21 protein-coding genes and 1 tRNA gene are annotated in these 17,529 nt (G+C 64.7%); 18 read left to right on the top strand and 4 right to left on the bottom strand.

Annotated features, from left to right (window positions below; all coding sequences use genetic code 11):
- Nucleotides 1-810: 810 nt before the first annotated feature.
- The gene (locus ACFVXC_RS06700) at nucleotides 811-1,566 is read right to left on the bottom strand and encodes a GntR family transcriptional regulator (protein WP_389902167.1); all 756 of its coding nucleotides are present in this window, start codon (nucleotides 1,564-1,566) and stop codon (nucleotides 811-813) included.
- Nucleotides 1,567-1,644: 78 nt separating this feature from the next.
- Here ACFVXC_RS06700 and ACFVXC_RS06695 point away from each other — a divergent pair, with 78 nt between their 5' ends.
- The 5 genes from ACFVXC_RS06695 (at nucleotide 1,645) to ACFVXC_RS06675 (ending at nucleotide 7,478) form a co-directional block, all read left to right on the top strand.
- Nucleotides 1,645-1,923, top strand: coding sequence for a hypothetical protein (locus ACFVXC_RS06695; RefSeq protein WP_389902164.1), 279 nt, complete (start codon nucleotides 1,645-1,647; stop codon nucleotides 1,921-1,923).
- Between the two features lie 332 nt (nucleotides 1,924-2,255).
- Nucleotides 2,256-2,453 carry a hypothetical protein gene (locus ACFVXC_RS06690; protein WP_389902994.1) on the top strand — a complete coding sequence of 66 codons (198 nt, stop codon included), beginning with the start codon at nucleotides 2,256-2,258 and terminating at the stop codon, nucleotides 2,451-2,453.
- 8 nt (nucleotides 2,454-2,461) lie between these two features.
- Complete coding sequence (locus ACFVXC_RS06685) at nucleotides 2,462-3,193, top strand: GntR family transcriptional regulator (protein WP_389902991.1); 732 nt, start codon at nucleotides 2,462-2,464, stop codon at nucleotides 3,191-3,193.
- Nucleotides 3,190-3,492: a hypothetical protein gene (locus ACFVXC_RS06680; RefSeq protein ID WP_389902161.1), complete on the top strand. Its 303-nt coding sequence runs from the start codon at nucleotides 3,190-3,192 to the stop codon at nucleotides 3,490-3,492. Before ACFVXC_RS06685 ends, ACFVXC_RS06680 begins: the two co-directional genes overlap by 4 nt.
- Nucleotides 3,493-3,749: 257 nt before the next feature.
- Entirely contained in the window at nucleotides 3,750-7,478 is a 3,729-nt protein-coding gene (locus ACFVXC_RS06675) for an NACHT domain-containing protein (protein ID WP_389902159.1), read from the top strand.
- Nucleotides 7,479-7,800: 322 nt separating this feature from the next.
- Here ACFVXC_RS06675 and ACFVXC_RS06670 read toward each other — a convergent pair whose 3' ends face one another.
- Nucleotides 7,801-8,268: an NUDIX hydrolase gene (locus ACFVXC_RS06670; protein ID WP_389902156.1), complete on the bottom strand. Its 468-nt coding sequence runs from the start codon at nucleotides 8,266-8,268 to the stop codon at nucleotides 7,801-7,803.
- Between the two features lie 18 nt (nucleotides 8,269-8,286).
- Between ACFVXC_RS06670 and ACFVXC_RS06665 the strand changes: the two genes are divergently transcribed.
- The 12 genes from ACFVXC_RS06665 (at nucleotide 8,287) to xerC (ending at nucleotide 15,615) form a co-directional block, all read left to right on the top strand.
- The gene (locus tag ACFVXC_RS06665) at nucleotides 8,287-9,069 is read left to right on the top strand and encodes a GntR family transcriptional regulator (protein ID WP_389902154.1); all 783 of its coding nucleotides are present in this window, start codon (nucleotides 8,287-8,289) and stop codon (nucleotides 9,067-9,069) included.
- Between the two features lie 139 nt (nucleotides 9,070-9,208).
- On the top strand, nucleotides 9,209-9,565 hold the full coding sequence (locus ACFVXC_RS06660; RefSeq protein WP_389902152.1) for a hypothetical protein: 357 nt from the start codon (nucleotides 9,209-9,211) through the stop codon (nucleotides 9,563-9,565).
- Between the two features lie 2 nt (nucleotides 9,566-9,567).
- Nucleotides 9,568-10,926, top strand: coding sequence for an FtsK/SpoIIIE domain-containing protein (locus ACFVXC_RS06655; RefSeq protein WP_389902149.1), 1,359 nt, complete (start codon nucleotides 9,568-9,570; stop codon nucleotides 10,924-10,926).
- 80 nt (nucleotides 10,927-11,006) lie between these two features.
- Complete coding sequence (locus tag ACFVXC_RS06650; RefSeq protein WP_389902146.1) at nucleotides 11,007-11,210, top strand: hypothetical protein; 204 nt, start codon at nucleotides 11,007-11,009, stop codon at nucleotides 11,208-11,210.
- A complete protein-coding gene (locus ACFVXC_RS06645) occupies nucleotides 11,210-11,869 on the top strand; it encodes a DUF2637 domain-containing protein (protein WP_389902144.1) in 660 nt (219 codons plus the stop codon). Before ACFVXC_RS06650 ends, ACFVXC_RS06645 begins: the two co-directional genes overlap by 1 nt.
- A gap of 31 nt (nucleotides 11,870-11,900) precedes the next feature.
- Nucleotides 11,901-12,092 (top strand): mobile element transfer protein, encoded by a 192-nt coding sequence (locus ACFVXC_RS06640; protein WP_135332309.1) that lies wholly within the window; start codon nucleotides 11,901-11,903, stop codon nucleotides 12,090-12,092.
- A 13-nt stretch (nucleotides 12,093-12,105) separates the two neighbouring features.
- Nucleotides 12,106-12,261 (top strand): hypothetical protein, encoded by a 156-nt coding sequence (locus ACFVXC_RS06635; RefSeq protein WP_135332310.1) that lies wholly within the window; start codon nucleotides 12,106-12,108, stop codon nucleotides 12,259-12,261.
- A gap of 23 nt (nucleotides 12,262-12,284) precedes the next feature.
- Nucleotides 12,285-12,596 (top strand): SpdD-like protein, encoded by a 312-nt coding sequence (locus ACFVXC_RS06630; RefSeq protein WP_389902141.1) that lies wholly within the window; start codon nucleotides 12,285-12,287, stop codon nucleotides 12,594-12,596.
- An 89-nt stretch (nucleotides 12,597-12,685) separates the two neighbouring features.
- A complete protein-coding gene (locus tag ACFVXC_RS06625) occupies nucleotides 12,686-12,871 on the top strand; it encodes a hypothetical protein (RefSeq protein ID WP_389902140.1) in 186 nt (61 codons plus the stop codon).
- A complete protein-coding gene (repSA, locus tag ACFVXC_RS06620; RefSeq protein ID WP_389902137.1) occupies nucleotides 12,864-14,243 on the top strand; it encodes a replication initiator protein RepSA in 1,380 nt (459 codons plus the stop codon). Before ACFVXC_RS06625 ends, repSA begins: the two co-directional genes overlap by 8 nt.
- Nucleotides 14,240-14,428, top strand: coding sequence for a helix-turn-helix domain-containing protein (locus ACFVXC_RS06615; RefSeq protein WP_389902135.1), 189 nt, complete (start codon nucleotides 14,240-14,242; stop codon nucleotides 14,426-14,428). Before repSA ends, ACFVXC_RS06615 begins: the two co-directional genes overlap by 4 nt.
- A complete protein-coding gene (gene xerC / locus ACFVXC_RS06610; RefSeq protein WP_389902133.1) occupies nucleotides 14,428-15,615 on the top strand; it encodes a tyrosine recombinase XerC in 1,188 nt (395 codons plus the stop codon). The genes ACFVXC_RS06615 and xerC overlap by 1 nt, the downstream gene beginning before the upstream one ends.
- A gap of 77 nt (nucleotides 15,616-15,692) precedes the next feature.
- Here xerC and ACFVXC_RS06605 read toward each other — a convergent pair.
- Nucleotides 15,693-15,766: transfer RNA gene (locus tag ACFVXC_RS06605), tRNA-Pro, on the bottom strand.
- Nucleotides 15,767-15,945: 179 nt separating this feature from the next.
- Nucleotides 15,946-16,872: a metallophosphoesterase gene (locus ACFVXC_RS06600; protein WP_389902131.1), complete on the bottom strand. Its 927-nt coding sequence runs from the start codon at nucleotides 16,870-16,872 to the stop codon at nucleotides 15,946-15,948.
- Between the two features lie 75 nt (nucleotides 16,873-16,947).
- Here ACFVXC_RS06600 and ACFVXC_RS06595 point away from each other — a divergent pair, with 75 nt between their 5' ends.
- Entirely contained in the window at nucleotides 16,948-17,412 is a 465-nt protein-coding gene (locus ACFVXC_RS06595; protein WP_351166937.1) for a GatB/YqeY domain-containing protein, read from the top strand.
- The last annotated feature ends 117 nt before the right edge of the window (nucleotides 17,413-17,529 follow it).

The raw sequence follows: 17,529 nt of genomic DNA, 5'->3' as shown, positions 1-17,529 counted from the left end.
CTTCGTCCCGAAGCAACTTGGGATGGGCGCTGTCCTTGGGGTGATGTGCTCGTTACGTGCGCTGATGGTCCGCTGGCGTCCACGGTTGTTCGCGGTTGTGCGCCGCGGTTGTCACGCAGTTAGACACTCACCTCGCATGAGCGAGCTCGACGTCCCCGATGCAAGTCACCGCATGGCTGCGATCAAGGCGCCGACGCCCATGAGGAGGGTTCCGATGCCAACCATGAGTGCGCTGGCATTGACGAAGGGCTTGTCATTATTCTCGGGGCGGAGGGGAGCGTTGGGCGTTTCCACAGCGTTCCTTTCGACGTGTGCCCATTAGGGCGCCGTGTGATGACCTCGCCCGGGTCTGGCGAGACATGACGGGCGAGGTCATCTCCTTCGGCAGCGAACCTACAACGCTCCTGACCTGCGGCTTGTCTAGTAGAATTTCTTTAGGATGCCGTGAGCCCGCACCATCGCAGGGGTGGTTACCCACCTCTGAAGTCGGTGATGAACATAGAGGCAATCTCGCAATTCCATCCAAATCGGATGTTTAGACGTCGAGATTCTTGGCCGGAAATCGTCGGAGGGTTTTCGGTGATATCAGCCGAGATTTCTGCCTTGCCCCCACCTTCATCACGGACATCAACCACCACTCACCCCAGCTCCCATCCTGTCCGCCGTCGACCCAGACGCTTGTGGAGCGGGCGTGGTTCATGGCCCACAGGTGGAGCGCGCCACTATACGAACGACCGAGACGAATTTCCGCCGGGTACTGGTCCGGCCCATGCGAAACGGAGCCTCTTCGGTCTGTGCAGGAATGCTCTGCTAGCGGCTGATCGGAACCTCATAGACGATCTCGCACAGAGCGGCGGGCACCACGATGTCCGCCGTCTCCACGGGCTGGCCCTCGTCGCTGTAGTAGGTCCGGCGAATGTGAGTGACCAGCGCCGCCTTCTGGATACCCAGGAGCGACGCCTCCTCGGCGGTCGCCTGCCTCGGCTCCGGCTGCTCCACAGCGTGGCTAACGGTGATGCCGATCTCGGCCATGCGGTTCACGACTCCCGCCCCGGCGTGCGGGCCTCCCTCGGGGAGGACGACGAGAGTGCCGCCGGTGATCTCGTACGGCTCCCAACTCGTCGACAGCTGAACCGGCTTGCCGTCGGCGAGGAACTCATAGGCGGTACGGACGCACAGATCGCCCTCGGCAATCCCAAGACGCGTGGCGACCTCGGCCGGCGCCGGGACTTTGGCATCGGTCCGACTTTCCCAATCTCCCTGCCTGCCTACAGCCTTCATGTCCGCGCGGAACGGGGAGCTCTGGGGCTGCTCGCGCGCAGCTGACCGGACAACCCGCACACGCTTCCGGGGCTCGGCAACGTAGGTACCAGAACCGGCGCGCCCCTCCAGCACTCCCTGGGAGATCAACAGCTCCTGGGCCCGACGGACCACGTTCTCGCCCACGCCGCACTCCTGGGCGATCTGGGCGCGGGACGGGAGCCGGTCTCCGGGCGTCCACTCGTGCTCCGCGACCCGCCGCCGCAGTACGTCGGCGATGCGGAGATAAGGCGGCTGCTCAGACATATGGAAAATCTAGTCCACTAGCTCTAATCTAGTTAACTAGCTTAACTCAAAGTGATCGCCGGTGACGGAGGCTGCCCTGTGCCTGCTTCAGACGTGAGCGCGGAGGCCATCGCAGCTCGGTTATCGGCCCTCGGGCTCTCCACACGCGTGGAGGAGCACGACCGAGACACGTGGATCGAAGCGGAGGTGCCGGAATCGCTCTCCGTCGAGTCATGGCGGGAGGCCCTGGAAGTGGTGGCAGAGGCCGACCGGTTTGGCCTTCTCGCCACCAGCTTGAACGACCGCACCCTCTGGGCGGTCGTACGCAAGACGGTCCCGACGACGGGCGATGTCGGCGGACCAGGCCATCAGCGATAGGAGCTTGAGCAGCGTGTTCAACCGCATCGAACGTGCCCTCCTACTTGTCTGTGAGGAGCGTGCACGGCAGCACCCGACTGCCCTACCTCGCCCCTGGTACGCCATGGAGGGTGCCTGCTGATGCCACCCAGCCAGCGCCCCCACATCACGTACACGGAAGCTGTCCCCTACCGGTCTGGCGCGTGCCGGATCGGTACACACCACGCATGCGCGGAGTCCTCCCCCGCCACAGCACCCGTTGACGTTCCCGTGGTCTACGAGACCTGCGGTTGCCCCTGCCACGCGACGGCCATGGAGGTACTGCGGTGAGGGGATGGGCCCACAGCGGCGCGATGGTCGCCCCGGTGGAGATCACCGCAGCCAGCGTCCAGTGCGGCGACGTCATCCAAGTCGGCGGCCAGCTCTGCCGAGTCGCCGACCTCTTCCAATTGCCCCAGGGCTGCAAGCAACTCGTATTCGAGACGGGCGAGCTGCTGACCATGCACCCGCGAACCCGACTCGTCGCGCTTCGGATGACGAGAAGACGGTGATCAAGCCCATGCCTTCTCGTCGTCACGGCATCGCCAATGACCTCCGCACCCAGATCACGACCGGTCGACTCAAGCCCGGCGAGCGCCTCCCCTCCGAGACCCAACTCTCCGCCAAATACGAGGTCAGCACTGCGACGTTGCGGAGCGCGCTGGCAATGCTCCAAGGAGAGGGCCTAGTCGAGAAGATCCACGGCAAGGGCAACTTTGTCCGTCGCTCCCTCCGCAGGATCACCTACGTTGGCGGATGGGGCGCACAGGCCTCGCAGTCTGCCCCTGACGCAACTCTGCGCATCACAGTCAGCACCACCAAGATCCGGGCGCGGGGTCATCTGCCAGATCTCTTGCAGGTGCCGACTGGTACCCCCCTGACGGAATTCCACTGCGTCAGCTACGAGGCGAAGTCGCCGCACAGCCTGGCCCGCATCTACGTCCCTCGCGACCTGGAGCCGGCCACCGTGCTCAACGAGCCGCGCCCATACGAGGGGGCAGAGGCGAGATTCGCAGCACTGCGCCCGACATCGGCGGGAGTCCGGGAGACAGTCAGCGCTCGCCTCCCGACACCAGACGAAGCCTCAACCCTTCGAATCAGCGCTGCCCTGGCGGTTCTCGCGATCACACGCGTGACAGCCGACATCACTGGGCGCGTGGTCGAGGCCGCGCTCCTGGTGCTCCCAGGGGACCGCGCCGATGCGGTCTTCACCACCCGCCATGTGACCGACGAGGGATGGACGGAAAGATGACAACCCGAAACGAGCTGCGGCTCCTCCCGTGGTCGGGGCCGGAAGGCAAGCCCTGCTACCTCAGCACCGACGACAGCGATGGCCACATGTCCCGCTTGGCGGACAACATCGAGGCGGTACAGCTCGGGATGGCAGCCGAACTGCTGGAGCAAGCACTAGAAGCACTGAGCGATGAGCACGCCGAGCTGGAGGCGGTTCGGCTCCTGGTGACAGACCTGACGGGAGCCTTGCGGGACGCGCTTCGCGTAGCGACCAGCCGCGGTCATCTCTTGGCAGTGAGCGAACCTGACCGCTCCTGAAGGCGTAGCCACGTGGCGAGGACTGCTTGTGAAGAGCACTCGCGGCGGCCCGCTGCTCGACACGGTCTGCGGTAGCTGGACCACGGCACCGGTGCCATGGTCACGACGGTGCAGTCTTCGGTCACACAAGAGGACGGATCAGAATCACTTCTATCGGGGGCTAGCAGTTCAATCAGACCCCCACATCAGCAACGTGCGGCAGATAAGGTGCTACCTAGCGTCAGGATCTTTGTACCCAGCGAAGTTGAGGGGCTGAGTTGACCTACCTATACGAGCAGCTGGACCCCGAACGGTTCCAGCACCTCAGCCAGGCTCTTATTTCCCTTGAATATCCTGGAACCCAGTGTTTTCCCGTTGGCCAGAGAGATGGAGGCCGAGATGCGGTTCAGCTCTTCGCTAATCAGCAAGGCGATTACCGTATTTTCCAGGTGAAATTTGTCAGGAATCCGTTCATTGTTGAGGATGTGCACAAATGGTTTGTCGAAACCATGGAACCCGAAGTCCCTAAGATTCAGGAAATCCTCAACAGGAGAAAAGGGGCGATCGAGTACATCCTGGTATGCAACGTCCCGGGGACTGCCTTCCCCGGAGCAGGTTCGATCGACAAGTTGAACCACCTGCTGAATGCTGAGAGCACTGTCCCCATTCGTGTCTGGTGGAGAGACGACCTCGATCGAAGGTGCGATGGCCATGCAGATGTGAAGTGGTCATACCCGGATATCTTGCGTGGGACTGACCTACTCCAGTCGTTGGCAGAATCAATCGGGTCAGATTTGCTGGGCAGCCGTCTTGATGCCTTGCGTAGTTTTGCCACTGAGCAGTTCGAGATGGATAATGAAGTGCGTTTCAAGCAGGTCGAGCTTAGCAATGAGATTTTGAATCTTTTCGTTGATGTTCCTGCTGTGATCCCAATGGTGCATTCAGATGGTAGGCGCAAGGAAGAGAAGCGCGCACTTGAGGTTCGCGAAGCAGTCATTCAAATTTCCAACCAGGGCGAACCGAGTATTGATCGCGATGAGCCCATTGGCGCAGCAACGCTACTCCTGCATGACGTTATAGCGCGACTGTCTGATCTAGTTATCTTGGAAGGTGGTCCCGGCCAAGGTAAATCAACCTTGGCGCAGTATGTGTGTCAAGTGCACAGGATGCGCGTGCTAGGACGAGCAGAATTTGAAACTCTCCCCGCACAGCACCGTCCAAAAGCTGTCCGGTTCCCTATTAAAGTAGATCTCCGAGAATACGCGAGCTGGTTGGCCGGGAATGACCCATTCAGCCAGGAAGCGGGCGCAACTAGGCCAGCGCAATCGACGAAATCCCTCGAATCCTTCATCAGCGCTTTGATTAGTGAAGTGTCAGGTGGCCGCACATTCACAGTGGATGATTTGTCTAGCGTTGCGCGTTCGAGTTCACTCCTTATTGTGCTTGATGGCTTGGACGAAGTAGCGGAAGTGCGCCTTCGGAACGAGATGGTCAAAGAGATTAGCTCGGCGGCCCGCAGGCTGAAGGAGTCAGCGGCTGCCCTGCAAATGCTTGTTACTACTAGGCCGTCCGCACTTGCAGAAGTCTCAGCCTTTCCTGCAAAGCTATTTCAGCGATGGACTTTGACGAGCCTGGGCCGTCCTCTAATTGAGCAGTACTCCGAGCGATGGGCTAAATCGCGGCGCCTCAAACAAAAGGAGAAGGCTAGCCTCCGGCGGACACTGGCGGAGAAGCTTGACCAGCCGCACATGCGTGATTTGGCGCGGAATCCGATGCAGTTGGCCATTCTTCTTACAGTAATTCATACGCGTGGGGAGGCCCTTCCTGACAAGAGGACTGCACTGTATGACTTTTACATCGAACAGTTCTTGGCGCGCGAGGCTGAAAAAAGTGAGACTGTAAAGAAACGCCAAGAGATTTTGATTGACCTGCATCGCTATCTAGCGTGGATGCTTCATAGCGAGGCGGAGACCGGCAGGGCCCTAGGGAAGATTGATGCTAATCGACTTCGCGAAGTGATCAGAGAATATTTGATCTCCGAGGGAAGGGACCCCTCCTGGGCCGAGGAACTATTCACAGGACTTGCCCAAAGGGTTGTATTCCTTGTTGGGGCCGTAGAAGGGCTATTCGAGTTTGAAGTTCAGCCTTTGCGAGAGTACTTCGCTGGCAAATTTTTGTACGAAACGGCACCATATAGCCCTGTGGGCAGTCCGAGACGCGGCACTAAGGATGAGCGCTTTGATGCTGTAGCCCGGAATACTTATTGGTTGAACGTCACTAGATTCTATGCCGGTTGCTTCAGTAAGGGTGAGCTACCGGCCCTCGTAGATCGCCTAGAGGTCCTCTGCGCTGATAATGACCTAGGGCTGACGTCGCACCCCCGTTCCCTTGCGGCCACACTTGTGGCTGACTGGGTCTTTAGCCAAAACCACAGGAGCCTTAAGAAGGTAATTGAACTCATTCTGGATAGAGATGGATATCGCTCCCTCCTCGGAGATGGACGGTACAGTCATGGTGGTGAGGAGCCGATTTCCCTTCCAGATGACTGCGGTCGTATTGAACTGCTTGAGCGTTGCATGGGAGTTCTTCAGGCTGCTCCACCTCGCGATATTCAGGTATCAATTACTGACCTTGCTCAGAAGAACGGTACGCGGGAGGAGGTCCGCGAGCTTTGGGAGAGCGGGTTTCCTAATTTGGAATCCGCAAGCGCAAAGATCTCGTGGGTTTGGTCAGGGCACTTTCTGGGGGTACTTACGTCCTACAGAGACCAAGATTTGCTTGAAATCTTCACTCAATTCGACGTTGTGCTGGATGATGAAGTAGTGAAGGCTTTGATGGCATCCGCAAAGGCGGGATTCTTCGTTCAGCGTCCTGATCTCTTGGCGGAATACAAGGAAAGAATCTGCGACGGCTACATCTCCGGTTTTCGCTTCCTGCGCCCCAGCAAGTACAGCGTTGATCTACTATGTGCGGCGTTGAACCCGCTTGCTCTCTTTAGGTACAGTCGTGATGGCCGTAGCACTTACGCCGAAAGCCTCACGAGGAGATTTGGAATCTCATTGCCACAGAACGGGCTAATTTCTGTTGCGGATGTAACAATTGATGGTGTAGCCGAATCATTCCAGGAACTCCTGGAAAGCTCGCAGGAGGAGGGTGCTCTGGAGCCGGGCGGCGTATTTACTAAGTACGTTGATACGCTGGGTTTGCTTATTGGGGAGCGCTGGCCAGTTTGGTCGACGGCATGTGCTATTGCGCTCCTAGCTCCGAGAGGTAAGCGAACTGGGGGCATCACTAGATTGTTTGATGGGTCGGCCAGTGTGATGGATCGGATCAGATGTGCCCGTCTGCAAGCTGGGAGTTCGAGCTGGTGGAAGAGGCAACTTGAGGAAGCAGACGCAGAACAGCGGAAGATTTGGGCGTTTGTGGCACTCTGCTTGTGCGGGCCTGCGACGCTGTCCAAGCTTCACAGTGAATTGGATGCTGTAATCGACGACCTCGATAGGCGCGACGCGATGCGGCTATTCGATGGCGTAGATCAGATTAGAGGTTGGTTGGGTAAAGTTCGAGATGTGCGTGTTGACCTGCTGCCGGACTCAATGAGCCCACGGCTTGCCGCTGCCCTTACCTTGTGGGCAGATGATTCTGCGCGTGAGATAATTATTAATAGATACCTGACCCCCTATAAGGGAAATGACGTGGCGGTTATGCAGGCTATTTTCGCTGCCACGATGCAAAGGATTCAATCCGGGGTGGCTGATTGGGCTGCAGAGAGTGAACGAATTAAGAGAGCATATCGGGTAGGGGGTATGGCCATCGGGCATATGGGGTACTTTCGTTCTGCGGTCGATATGCCAGTCGAAATTGCTCGCAAGATTGCCAAAAATTCTGTCGCGTATCCGATTTTCCTGGTCCGCATGGCGGAACTTAGCGTCAAAAGGGATCTAGCTGGGAAGACTGTTCCCCTGTCGAAAGTGGCGCAAGAGGGCGGCTGGTTCGAGGAGCAGTAAGGTCGGCGGAAGGGCTTTGGGCTGGAGCTGCTTTGGGGCGAGTGATCATGGCCCCTTAAGCTTCCGGCGAGTCGGGCAGTCTGTGGACCTGCCTGTTAAAGCACGACGTTGGGGCCATGATCTTCGAGGCTCGCCCCAAAGTGGCTGCCTAAAGCCGTGGAGCCGACCGCCCCAGCCATAGAGGGTGTCTGCCACTTCATGCCCGCAGTTCGCGAGCGCGCCGCCTGGCGCGGCCAGCCGGGGCGGAGACAGGAGGCAGGCCGCGCCGTCGAGGCGGCGCGCGCCCGCGCTGTGCGCGGGCCTTGATGAAGTAGGGAAAGTTCTATCGCGCTGGCGTCAGGCGCTTGCCGTCGTGGCTTCGCACGTGAGGGCCTGCCCCATCGAGGGCATCCAGGAGCCGGATCGCGTAGACCTCGGACATCCAACCGGCGACCTCTTCCGGTGTGAGCCAGTCGACCGCCGTTGATTCGCTGGATGTGCGCTCGGTGCCGCCGACCGGCTTGCAGCGGAAGACCAGCGCCACGATGCCTCGGGTCGTGTTCTTGTAGACCCCGGTGAGCTCGTCCACCTCGATGTGGATGCCTGTCTCTTCCAGGACTTCGCGTCGTACGCCCTCTTCGGGGGTCTCGTCGAGTTCGAGCACACCGCCAGGGAGTTCCCAAGTGCCGTTGTCCGCGCGGCGGATTGCCAGGAGTCGGCCGTCCTCGCGTACCACTACTCCGGCTACGGACACGGAGTGCAGTGGCGTTGACTGGCCTTCCTTGGCGCTGTTACTCATGTACAGGAGCATAGGAGGAAGAGAAGGACTATGGGAACTGCGGTAGGAGAGGGGAGGGCCGGACCCCGGTACGTGCAGATCGCTGACGACATCGTTCAGCAGATCCGGGCGGGAGTCCTTAAGCCTGGTGACATGGTGCCGAGTGAGTCGGAGCTCGTGGAGCGCTACGGCGTGGCCGGCGGGACGATTCGCAAGGCCATGGTCGAGGTGCGGGCCAGTGGGCTCGTCGAGACTCGGCACGGCAAGGGCTCGATGGTGAAGGATCGGCCGCCGGTGCGGCATCGGTCCTCGGATCGCTTCCGGCGTTCGCTTCGGCAGGAGGGCGGCAAGGCCGCGTACCTTGCCGAGTCTGCGCAGTCCGGTGCCACCGCCAAGGTCAGCGTCCTGTACATCGGGCCCATGGAGGCCCCCGCGGATTCCGCCGAGAGGTTGGGCGTCGAGCCCGGCACTCAGGTCCTTGCCCGGCGCCGTCTCTACTTCCGTAACGGCACCCCCGTCGAGACCGCGTCCTCATATCTGCCGTGGGACGTCGTGAAGGACATCCCCGAGCTGTTCGCCGAGAACCCCGGCCGCGGCGGCATCTACGCCCGACTCGAAGACCACGGCCGCGAGTTCGCGGAGTTCGTCGAGACGCTGCAAGCGCGTCCGGCTTCGAAAGCGGAGGCGACCGAGCTCGCGCTCAGCCCCGGAGCTCCGGTAGTTCATCTGATCCGTGAGGCCCGGACTATCGAGGGTCGTGTGGTCGAGGTCTGCGACACCCTCATGGCCGCTGACCAGTTCGTTTTCGAGTATCGGATCCCTGCCGCCGACTGACGCCCCCTCAACTCCTCGCAGCCCGCCGTGACTTATTCGTCGCGGCGGGTTGACTCATATATAGGAGTGATGCACTCTTCTTCATGTCACTCCTATACATGAGTGACGGAGTCCAACATCTCTAGAGGAGTGATCCGCTATGCGTCAGATCCCCGTCGACACCTCCACCGCCACCGTGATGGTCGCCAAGGCCCCGCAGCCCAAGGTCAAGGACCGCCGGACCGGTGAGCTCGCCCAAGACAGCGAGACCGGAGCCCAGTTGATGACCGTGGACGTGATGTTCGCGGCCAACGACGCGGTCGAGATCCTGTCCGTCACCGTCCCTCAGCCCGGCATCTCCGACGAGCTGGCCATGGGCACCCCGGTCGCCCTCACCGGCCTGATCGCCCGCCCCTGGGAGAACGAGTTCAACGGGCAGAAGCGGCACGGCATCGCCTTCCGCGCCGTCGCCGTCACCTCGCTCACCGGTGGTGCCACGAAGCCCAAGGCGGCCTGATCATGACCGGCTTCACGGTCGCGCTGCTTCTGCTGGTCGTCGCCTCCGCAGTGATCCTGCGGAGGCGGCGCCCCGCCTGGTACTGGGTGAGCTTCGGCGTCACGTTCGCCGCGTTACGGGTCCTGGTCCGGTACGCCTCGGTCATGGAGGCCTGCGGGCTCACCGTCCCGCCCTCGCGCTGGCGCCTCTCCCTCGCCCGGATGGCCAACCGCCCGGTGCCTGAGCAGCGCGCTCCTCGCATTCTGCGGCTGCGGCCCACTCGTACCGGTCTCGTCCTACGCCTAAAACTCCGCCCGGGGCAGGACGCGTTCGATGTCTCGGCCGCCACCGATCGGCTTCGCCACTCCTTCGGGGTGTACGGCGTCACCTCCCGCGAACTGCGCTCCAGCATCGTCGAGTTGAGGATGACCGGCTACGACGTACTCCAGCGGGTGAAGATGCCCGCCACGACCGACAGCCGCCCGATGCGCATTCCCGTCGCCCTGCGCGAGGACGGCGCTGTGCACTACCGCGACTACCGGGCCGTGCCGCACGGTCTCACGCTCGGCGCCACCGAGTCGGGCAAGTCCGTCTATCAGCGCAACCTCGTTGCCGGGCTGGCCGCGCAGGACGTCGCCCTCGTCGGCATCGACTGCAAGCAAGGCGTCGAACTCTTCCCGCTGGCCCGGCGCTTCTCCGCCCTCGCCGGCAACCAGGACACCGCCCTCGAACTACTCGACGTGCTCGTCTCCCACATGGAGGCCGTCTACGAGCTCATACGCGCCGAGCAGCGCATCAGCGTCGGCGTTCCCGATGCGGAGATCGCCGCCGACATCTGGGATCTGCGTGAGGATCTGCGGCCCGTACCCGTCGTCGTCCTGGTCGACGAGGTCGCCGAACTCGCCCTCTACGCCAGCAAGGACGAGGAGAAACGGCGGGATCGGATCATCACGGACCTGGTCCGCCTCGCCCAGCTCGGCCGCGCCGCCGGGATCTATCTGGAAATCTGCGGACAGCGCTTCGGCTCCGAGCTCGGCAAGGGAATCACGATGCTCCGTGCCCAGCTCACCGGCCGTACCGCCCACCGCGTGAACGACGAATCCAGCGCCAACATGGCCTTCGGCGACATCGCCCCGGACGCCGTCCTTGCCGCCATCCAGATTCCCACCGAGACACCCGGCATCGCCGTCACCGGCGACTCGTCCGGCGGCTGGGCCCGCATCCGCGCCCCGCACACCTCGCTGCGCGAAGCCGTGAACATCTGCAACCGGCACGCCGACCGCACCCCGGACCTGCCCGAGCTGGCACCCTTCCGGCCCGTCGTCGCCCCGCTGCCCTTGGCCCACGCGCCGCTCTCCAAGGCCGCCACCGCTACGGCCTGACCACTCCCGCACCACGGTCGGCGCGATCGCATCCGCGCCACGTCCCTACCCCGCCCATGCCCAAATCCGGAGGTGAACCAGTGGACGCCTACGAGGACTTCAACCGCACAGTGCAGCTGCTCGGCGCCCTGGCCCTGTACGCCGACCTGCCCGACGCCGACGAGGAGTTCGTAGCCGTCACGGGCGCGGCTGTCGCCGCCTCGCTGCCCCGTCGTGTTCTCCCGCCGCTGCCGTCCGAATGTGACCCGACCGACGGGCCGGACTACCCCGGCGAGGGCTCGTAATGGCCCGGCCCGCGGTCCGACTGGATGCCGTCCTCGTACAGGCCTTCATCGCTGGCGCCCTCTCCTTCGCCCACCTGCACGACCTCGCCGCCGCTGCCGGACAAGATGGCTGGAAGGCGTGGGCCTACCCGATCAGCGTCGACCTCCTCCTGGTCGCGGCCTGGCGGCGGCTTCGCAGCGACGGTCCGTCCCGGCTCGCCTGGTGCTGGTTCCTGATCGCCCTGGTGGCCTCCCTCGGGGCCAACGTCGCCACCGCCGGGTTCCTCGACCTGCAACACCCTCCGGCCTGGCTGCGGTTCGGCGTCGCCGGTTGGCCCGCCCTCGCCTTCCTCGGCGGCACGCTGCTCGCCCATACCGCCCACGCACCCGAGACCATGTCGGAGCCGGGTCGGCCGGCACCCACAGCCCCCGAACCCGCACCCGAGCCCCTTGCCGTCTCGGAGCCGGACACCGCCCAAGTCCCCGCGGCCGAGGAAGCTCCCGCGCTACCCACCGCCGAATCAGCGGCCCCGGTCCCGGCCGCCCTGGTCGACCACGCCCGCAAGGTCGCCGACGACCACCAAGCCCGCACTGGCACCCGTATCGACACCGACACCCTCCGGGCCCGCCTCGGCGTCCCGCCCCAGCTCGCCGACGCCATCGCCGCCCAACTCACCTGATCGGAACCCTGACCTGAAAGGAAAACCACCCATGCCCGCCCGCGACCACTTCCACTCCGTGATGCAGATCGGCCCCGTCCAAATCGGCACCCACCGCGACCGCCACGGCCGCACCAAGCACGCCGCCGTGTGCACCGCCGACCGCTGCGGCTGGTCCTCCGACTACGCCAGCCAGTCGGCCGCCCAGCTCGCCGCCCGCACCCACCGCTGCAAGGTCCGCTGAGGAGATCACCGCCATGGATGTCCCGCTCTGGCTCGCCCTGATCGTCGTCGGCTACCTCGGCCTCAAGCTCATCCACCCGCCCTGGTGGCTCGTGATCGTCCTCCTGCTCTGCGGCTACCTCCTCGCAGACAGCCTGCTCGCCCCCGCCATCGACTCCACCGTCAAGTAGCTGCCCGCGAAGGGAGATCCACCATGCTCCGCCCCAAGGTCCCGACCAACCCGGCCCCGACCGGCATCGTCACCCCGCTCGCCACTGTCCCGGCCGCCGTCGTCCAGCACCCCCAGACACCGGCACCCGTCGCCCCGGCTGCTCCCGCCCGGCCCACCGTCCAGCTCACGCCGGGCAGCGTCGTCGCCCTCGTCGGCAGCGGCACCGCCGTCGTCCTGGTCGTCGGCGCCGTCCTGGTCTCGATGCTGCTCGCGGTCGCCATCACCGGCGCCTCGATCGCCATCTGCGCGCTGGTGATCCGCTCCCTCATCACCGCCGAGCACAAGCGCCGCTGACCGGCCCCCGGGCCGCCTCAACCGCCAAGTCTCCGCCGCCCGGGAGCCGTGCCCCTCTCCGAACCAGAGATCCGGAAGGAAGCCCCATCATGACCGCACGTACCCGCCCGCCGTCCAACATCTGCCCGGCCTGCGACGGCTTCGCCTCCGTCGCCATCACCCTCGGCGGCCGTGACCGGCACGGCCACCTGCGCACCATCACCGCCCACTGCCTGGACTGCCACGGCATCGCCACCGTCCGCCGCCCGCTCACGCGGGAGGGCGCCCGTGTCTGACACGCTGCTCGACCCGATCACCCTCGGCGACCTGCTGAGGGTGGCCTCGGCCTTCGACTTCGACCGCTGGCAGGACCAGATCCGCCGTACCGGCGGCTGCTCCGACCCGATCCACCTCACCGGCTGGTCCCTCACCAAGGACAAGACGACCGGCGAGACCCTCCACCACTACTCCACCCAGACCGAGCCCGGCGGACGCCTCCGCCTCGCCTGCGGCAACCGCCGTGCCTCCCGCTGCCCCTCGTGCGCCTGGACGTACGCCGGAGACACCTACCACCTGATCCGCGCAGGCCTGGCGGGCGACGACCGCCGAGACGTCCCCTCCACCGTCCGTGACCACCCGCGCGTCTTCACCACTCTCACCGCCCCGTCCTTCGGTCCGGTCCACAACCGTCCCGACCGTGGCACCTGCCGCTGCGGCACCCACCACCCCACCGACGACCCGGTACTCGGCACCGCCCTCGACCCGACCACCTACGACTACGCCGCCGCCGTCCTCTTCAACAACCACGCGGGCGACCTGTGGATGAGGTTCACGACGCGCCTACGCCGAGAGATCGCCGCCCGCGCCCCACTCACCCAACGCGAACTGAAAGAGTCCGCCCGCCTCTCGTACGGCAAGGTCGCCGAATTCCAGAAGCGCGGAGCCCTGCACTTCCACGCGATCATCCGCCTCGACGGCCCGGACGGTCCCGACACCCCGCCCCCGTCCTGGGCGAGCGTCGACCTCCTCACCGAAGCCATCCACGCCGCCGCGACGCACTCATACACCTCGGCCTCGGTCCCGGCCGCCGACGACCAACCGGCCCGTACGTTCCGCTGGGGCACCCAACTCGACGTGCGTCCGGTCAAGGCGTTCGGTGACGGCTCCGACATCACCGAGCAGGCTGTTGCCTCGTACGTTGCCAAGTACGCGACCAAGGCGGCCGAGAACACCGGCACCCTCGACCGCCGCATCGGCGAACTCTCCGAGCTCGACCGCCACCAGGTCCCGGCCCACGCCCGCCGCCTGATCGAAGCCTGCAAGCTGCTCGATCCGCTCTACCCGGACCGCCGCCTCTGGGCCTGGGCGCACATGCTCGGCTTCCGGGGCCACTTCTCCTCCAAGTCCCGGCGCTACTCCACCACCCTCGGTGAACTCCGCCAGGCCCGCGCCGACTTCCGCGCCGCCCAGGAACGCGGCGCCCTCGGCCTGGACGACCGCGAACCGGACACCGTCCTCGTCCTCGCCGACTGGCAGTACGCGGGGCACGGCCACACGCCGGGGGAGTCCGCCCTCGCCGCGACGATCGCCCGAGACCTCCAGCTCAACCGCGACACCGCCCGTGAAGCCCTGCGCGACCAACACGCCTTGGAAGGAGCCGCAGCATGACTACCGCCCCCGCCGACCTGCTGACCGTCCCGGAAGTCATGGCGCGGCTAAAGCTCGGACGCTCCAAGGTCTACGACCTGATCCGCACGCACCGCCTGGCCTCGATCACCATCGACCGCGCCCGCCGTATCCCCGCTGTCGCTGTCCAGGACTTCATCCGTGACCAAATGGAGGAGGCGGCCTGATGTCGAAGCGACGTAGTAGGGGAGACGGAGGCCTCCATTGGGACGAGAAGCGGCAACGCTGGATGGCCACGGCCAGCCTCGGCTTCGACCCCAGCGGCAAGAGGATCGTGAAGAAGGCCAGCGGTACGACCAAGACGGCTGCCAAGGCCAAGCTCAAGGAGGTGCTGCGGGACTACGAGGACGGCCTTGCGATCGCGCCCACCGGCTACACGGTCAAGGACGCAGTGACGGACTGGCTCAAGTACGGGCTCAACGGACGGGACGCGTCGACGCTCACCACCAACACGATCCTCTGCAACACGCACGTGATCCCCGCCCTGGGCGCCCGGAAGCTGCGGGATCTCAGCGCCGACGACGTGGACAAGTGGCTCGGCGCCAAGTCGAAGGTGCTCAGCACCCGCTCGCTGGAGGCGGTCCGCTCATGCTTGAACCGCGCTGTGAAGCGAGCCATGGCGCGGGACAAGGTGAAGCGCAACGTGGTCGAGCTGTGCTCAGTCCCCGCGGGGCGACCTGGCCGGCCATCCAAGTCCCTCACGCTCAAGCAGGCTGAGGCCGTGCTCGTCGCTGCCGAGGACTCGCCGCTGTACGCCTACTTCGTGGTCTCGCTCCTCACCGGCGGCCGTACCGAGGAGATGCGCCCTCTCCGCTGGGATCACGTCGACCTCTACGGGGATTCGACCACCGCCCCCGAGATCCCGCCGCACCTCGCCGTATGGCGCTCGGTCCGGAGTTCCGGCGACACCAAGACCAAGAAGTCTCGCCGTACCCTCGCGCTACCCGGTCGGGCTGTCGACGCGCTGAAGATCCAGCGGGAGCGTCAGGGCTGGCAGCGTCTCGCGGCCGGTGATCAGTGGAAGGAAAACGACCTTGTCTTCACCTCGGCCGTAGGCACCGAGCTGGACGCTGCGAACGTCCGGCGCGAGTTCCGCAAGGTCCTCGCCCACGCCGCGCAGATGCCCGGTATCGAGATCGATCCTCGTGAGTGGACGCCTCGGGAAACCCGCACGTCCTTCGTCTCGATCTTGTCCGACGGGGGAATCCCGCTCGAAGAGATCTCCCGACTCGTCGGGCACTCCAGTACGGCCGTAACCGAGGAGGTCTACCGGAAGCAGATCCGTCCGGTGATCCAGACGGGCGCCATCGCCATGGACGGCATCTTCGGCACGCCCCCGCCTCCGAAGCGGTAGTCACTCAGATAGACACCCACAACGCCAGAGGGCCGGTACTGAAATCAGTACCGGCCCTCTGACCTGCTGCTTAGCTGTCGGGGTGGCGGGATTTGAACCCACGACCTCTTCGTCCCGAACGAAGCGCGCTGCCAAGCTGCGCTACACCCCGATGTCGTTGTTCCACTGGCCCGCTGCGCAGGCCGTGGCGACATCGATTACTTTAGCGGACCGGCGCCCGGAGACGAAATCCGGTTTCCGAGCACCCCCGGGACCTCGGGGGGAACCCGTACCGGATCCCCCGGGCAAGCCCGAGCCCCGCCTCAGCCGGGCAAGCCCGAGCCCCGCCCCTCAGCCCCCCGCAGTAAGCGTAAGCAGCGTCGCCTCGGGCGGGCACGCGAAGCGCATCGGGGTGTAGCGGTTCGCGCCGCAGCCCGCTGAGACGTGGAGGTACGAGGTGTTGCCCTCCGCCTCGTGCGTCGACAGGCCCTTCACGCGGTCCTTGTCCAGGTCGCAGTTGGTTACCAGCGCTCCGTAGAACGGGATGCACAGCTGGCCGCCGTGGGTGTGGCCCGCCAGGATCAGGGGGTAGCCGTCGGCCGCGAAAGCGTCCAGGGAGCGCAGGTACGGGGCGTGCACGATGCCCATCGAGAAGTCGGCGCCCGTGTCGGGACCGCCCGCCACCTGCGCGTACCGGTCGCGCTTGATGTGCGGGTCGTCCAGGCCCGTGAGGCCGATCTCGTAGCCCTCGACCTTCAGTGCGCCCCGCGTGTTCGTCAGGTTCACCCAGCCCGCGGCGTCGAAGCCGTCGCGCAGGTCCTCCCACGGGTTGTGGATCACGCCGACGGCGGGCGGATTGCCGTTCAGGCCGTGCTTGCCCTGCGACTTCTCGACCAGGTAGCGGGCGGGGTTGCGCGGCTTGGGGCCGTAATAGTCGTTCGAGCCGAAGACGTACGCCCCGGGGAACTGCATCAGCGGGCCGAGCGAGTCCAGCGTCTCCGGCACGCCCTCCGGGTCGGAGAGGTTGTCCCCGGTGTTGATCACGAAGTCGGGGCGGAGGCCCGCGAGCGAGCGCAGCCAGCGCTGCTTCCTGCGCTGCCCGGACACCATGTGGATGTCCGAAACCTGAAGGACTCTGAGCGGTCGCATCCCCGGCGGAAGGACCGGCACCGTGACCCGTCGCAGTCGGAAGAGGCGGGGCTCGATGCCCACCGAGTAGACCAGACCGGCGGCGGCCGTCGCCGTAATTCCCAGGGGTACTGCGTATCGCGCGCGCATCCACCCATCGTGTCAGACCCGAAGGCCCCTTAAATCAGCGGGCGTCGGGCCGTACGCACCTGCGACAATCACCGCATGACCACGCTCAAGTCGAAGCTTCAGGAAGACCTCACCGCCGCGATCAGGGGGCGTGACGAGCTGCGCTCCTCGACGCTCCGGCTGACCCTCACCGCCATCACGAAGGAGGAGGTCTCGGGCAAGACGGCCCGCGAGCTCTCCGACGACGAGGTGCAGAAGGTGATCGCCCGCGAGGCGAAGAAGCGCCGCGAGGCCGCGGAGGCCTTCGCCAACGGCGGCCGCGCCGAGCAGGCCGAGAAGGAGAAGGCGGAGGGCGAGATCCTCGCCGAGTACCTGCCGAAGCAGCTCTCCGAGGACGAGCTCCAGGCGATCGTCGCCCAGGCCGTCGAGGAGGCCAGGGCCGCCGGCGCCGAGGGGCCGCGTGCCATGGGCCAGGTCATGAAGATCGTGAACCCGAAGGTCGCGGGCCTGGCTGAGGGCGGCCGCGTCGCCGCAGTGGTCAAGAAGCTGCTCGCGGGCTGATCAGAGACTCGCGGGCTGATCAGAGAGCAGACACCACGTCTACGTGAACAGACGCGTGCGTACGTGAATGAGGGCGCCCCCTGAAGCCAGGGGGCGCCCTCATTCATGAGGCCAGTG

It is taken from the genome of Streptomyces sp. NPDC058257, from assembly GCF_042881845.1.
Classification (GTDB): Bacteria; Actinomycetota; Actinomycetes; order Streptomycetales; family Streptomycetaceae; genus Streptomyces.
The sequence above is the reverse complement of the archived record's forward strand: the minus strand, read 5'-3'. Positions and strand labels throughout refer to the sequence as shown.

What these genes read in the sequence shown, in the direction of transcription:
- ACFVXC_RS06700 (WP_389902167.1), bottom strand. Translation starts at nt 1,566, where the DNA reads ATGTCTGAGCAGCCGCCTTATCTCCGCATCGCCGACGTACTGCGGCGG.
- ACFVXC_RS06690 (WP_389902994.1), top strand. Translation starts at nt 2,256, where the DNA reads ATGGTCGCCCCGGTGGAGATCACCGCAGCCAGCGTCCAGTGCGGCGAC.
- ACFVXC_RS06685 (WP_389902991.1), top strand. Translation starts at nt 2,462, where the DNA reads ATGCCTTCTCGTCGTCACGGCATCGCCAATGACCTCCGCACCCAGATC.
- ACFVXC_RS06680 (WP_389902161.1), top strand. Translation starts at nt 3,190, where the DNA reads ATGACAACCCGAAACGAGCTGCGGCTCCTCCCGTGGTCGGGGCCGGAA.
- ACFVXC_RS06670 (WP_389902156.1), bottom strand. Translation starts at nt 8,268, where the DNA reads ATGCTCCTGTACATGAGTAACAGCGCCAAGGAAGGCCAGTCAACGCCA.
- ACFVXC_RS06665 (WP_389902154.1), top strand. Translation starts at nt 8,287, where the DNA reads ATGGGAACTGCGGTAGGAGAGGGGAGGGCCGGACCCCGGTACGTGCAG.
- ACFVXC_RS06660 (WP_389902152.1), top strand. Translation starts at nt 9,209, where the DNA reads ATGCGTCAGATCCCCGTCGACACCTCCACCGCCACCGTGATGGTCGCC.
- ACFVXC_RS06655 (WP_389902149.1), top strand. Translation starts at nt 9,568, where the DNA reads ATGACCGGCTTCACGGTCGCGCTGCTTCTGCTGGTCGTCGCCTCCGCA.
- ACFVXC_RS06645 (WP_389902144.1), top strand. Translation starts at nt 11,210, where the DNA reads ATGGCCCGGCCCGCGGTCCGACTGGATGCCGTCCTCGTACAGGCCTTC.
- ACFVXC_RS06640 (WP_135332309.1), top strand. Translation starts at nt 11,901, where the DNA reads ATGCCCGCCCGCGACCACTTCCACTCCGTGATGCAGATCGGCCCCGTC.
- ACFVXC_RS06635 (WP_135332310.1), top strand. Translation starts at nt 12,106, where the DNA reads ATGGATGTCCCGCTCTGGCTCGCCCTGATCGTCGTCGGCTACCTCGGC.
- ACFVXC_RS06630 (WP_389902141.1), top strand. Translation starts at nt 12,285, where the DNA reads ATGCTCCGCCCCAAGGTCCCGACCAACCCGGCCCCGACCGGCATCGTC.
- ACFVXC_RS06625 (WP_389902140.1), top strand. Translation starts at nt 12,686, where the DNA reads ATGACCGCACGTACCCGCCCGCCGTCCAACATCTGCCCGGCCTGCGAC.
- ACFVXC_RS06615 (WP_389902135.1), top strand. Translation starts at nt 14,240, where the DNA reads ATGACTACCGCCCCCGCCGACCTGCTGACCGTCCCGGAAGTCATGGCG.
- xerC (WP_389902133.1), top strand. Translation starts at nt 14,428, where the DNA reads ATGTCGAAGCGACGTAGTAGGGGAGACGGAGGCCTCCATTGGGACGAG.
- ACFVXC_RS06600 (WP_389902131.1), bottom strand. Translation starts at nt 16,872, where the DNA reads ATGCGCGCGCGATACGCAGTACCCCTGGGAATTACGGCGACGGCCGCC.
- ACFVXC_RS06595 (WP_351166937.1), top strand. Translation starts at nt 16,948, where the DNA reads ATGACCACGCTCAAGTCGAAGCTTCAGGAAGACCTCACCGCCGCGATC.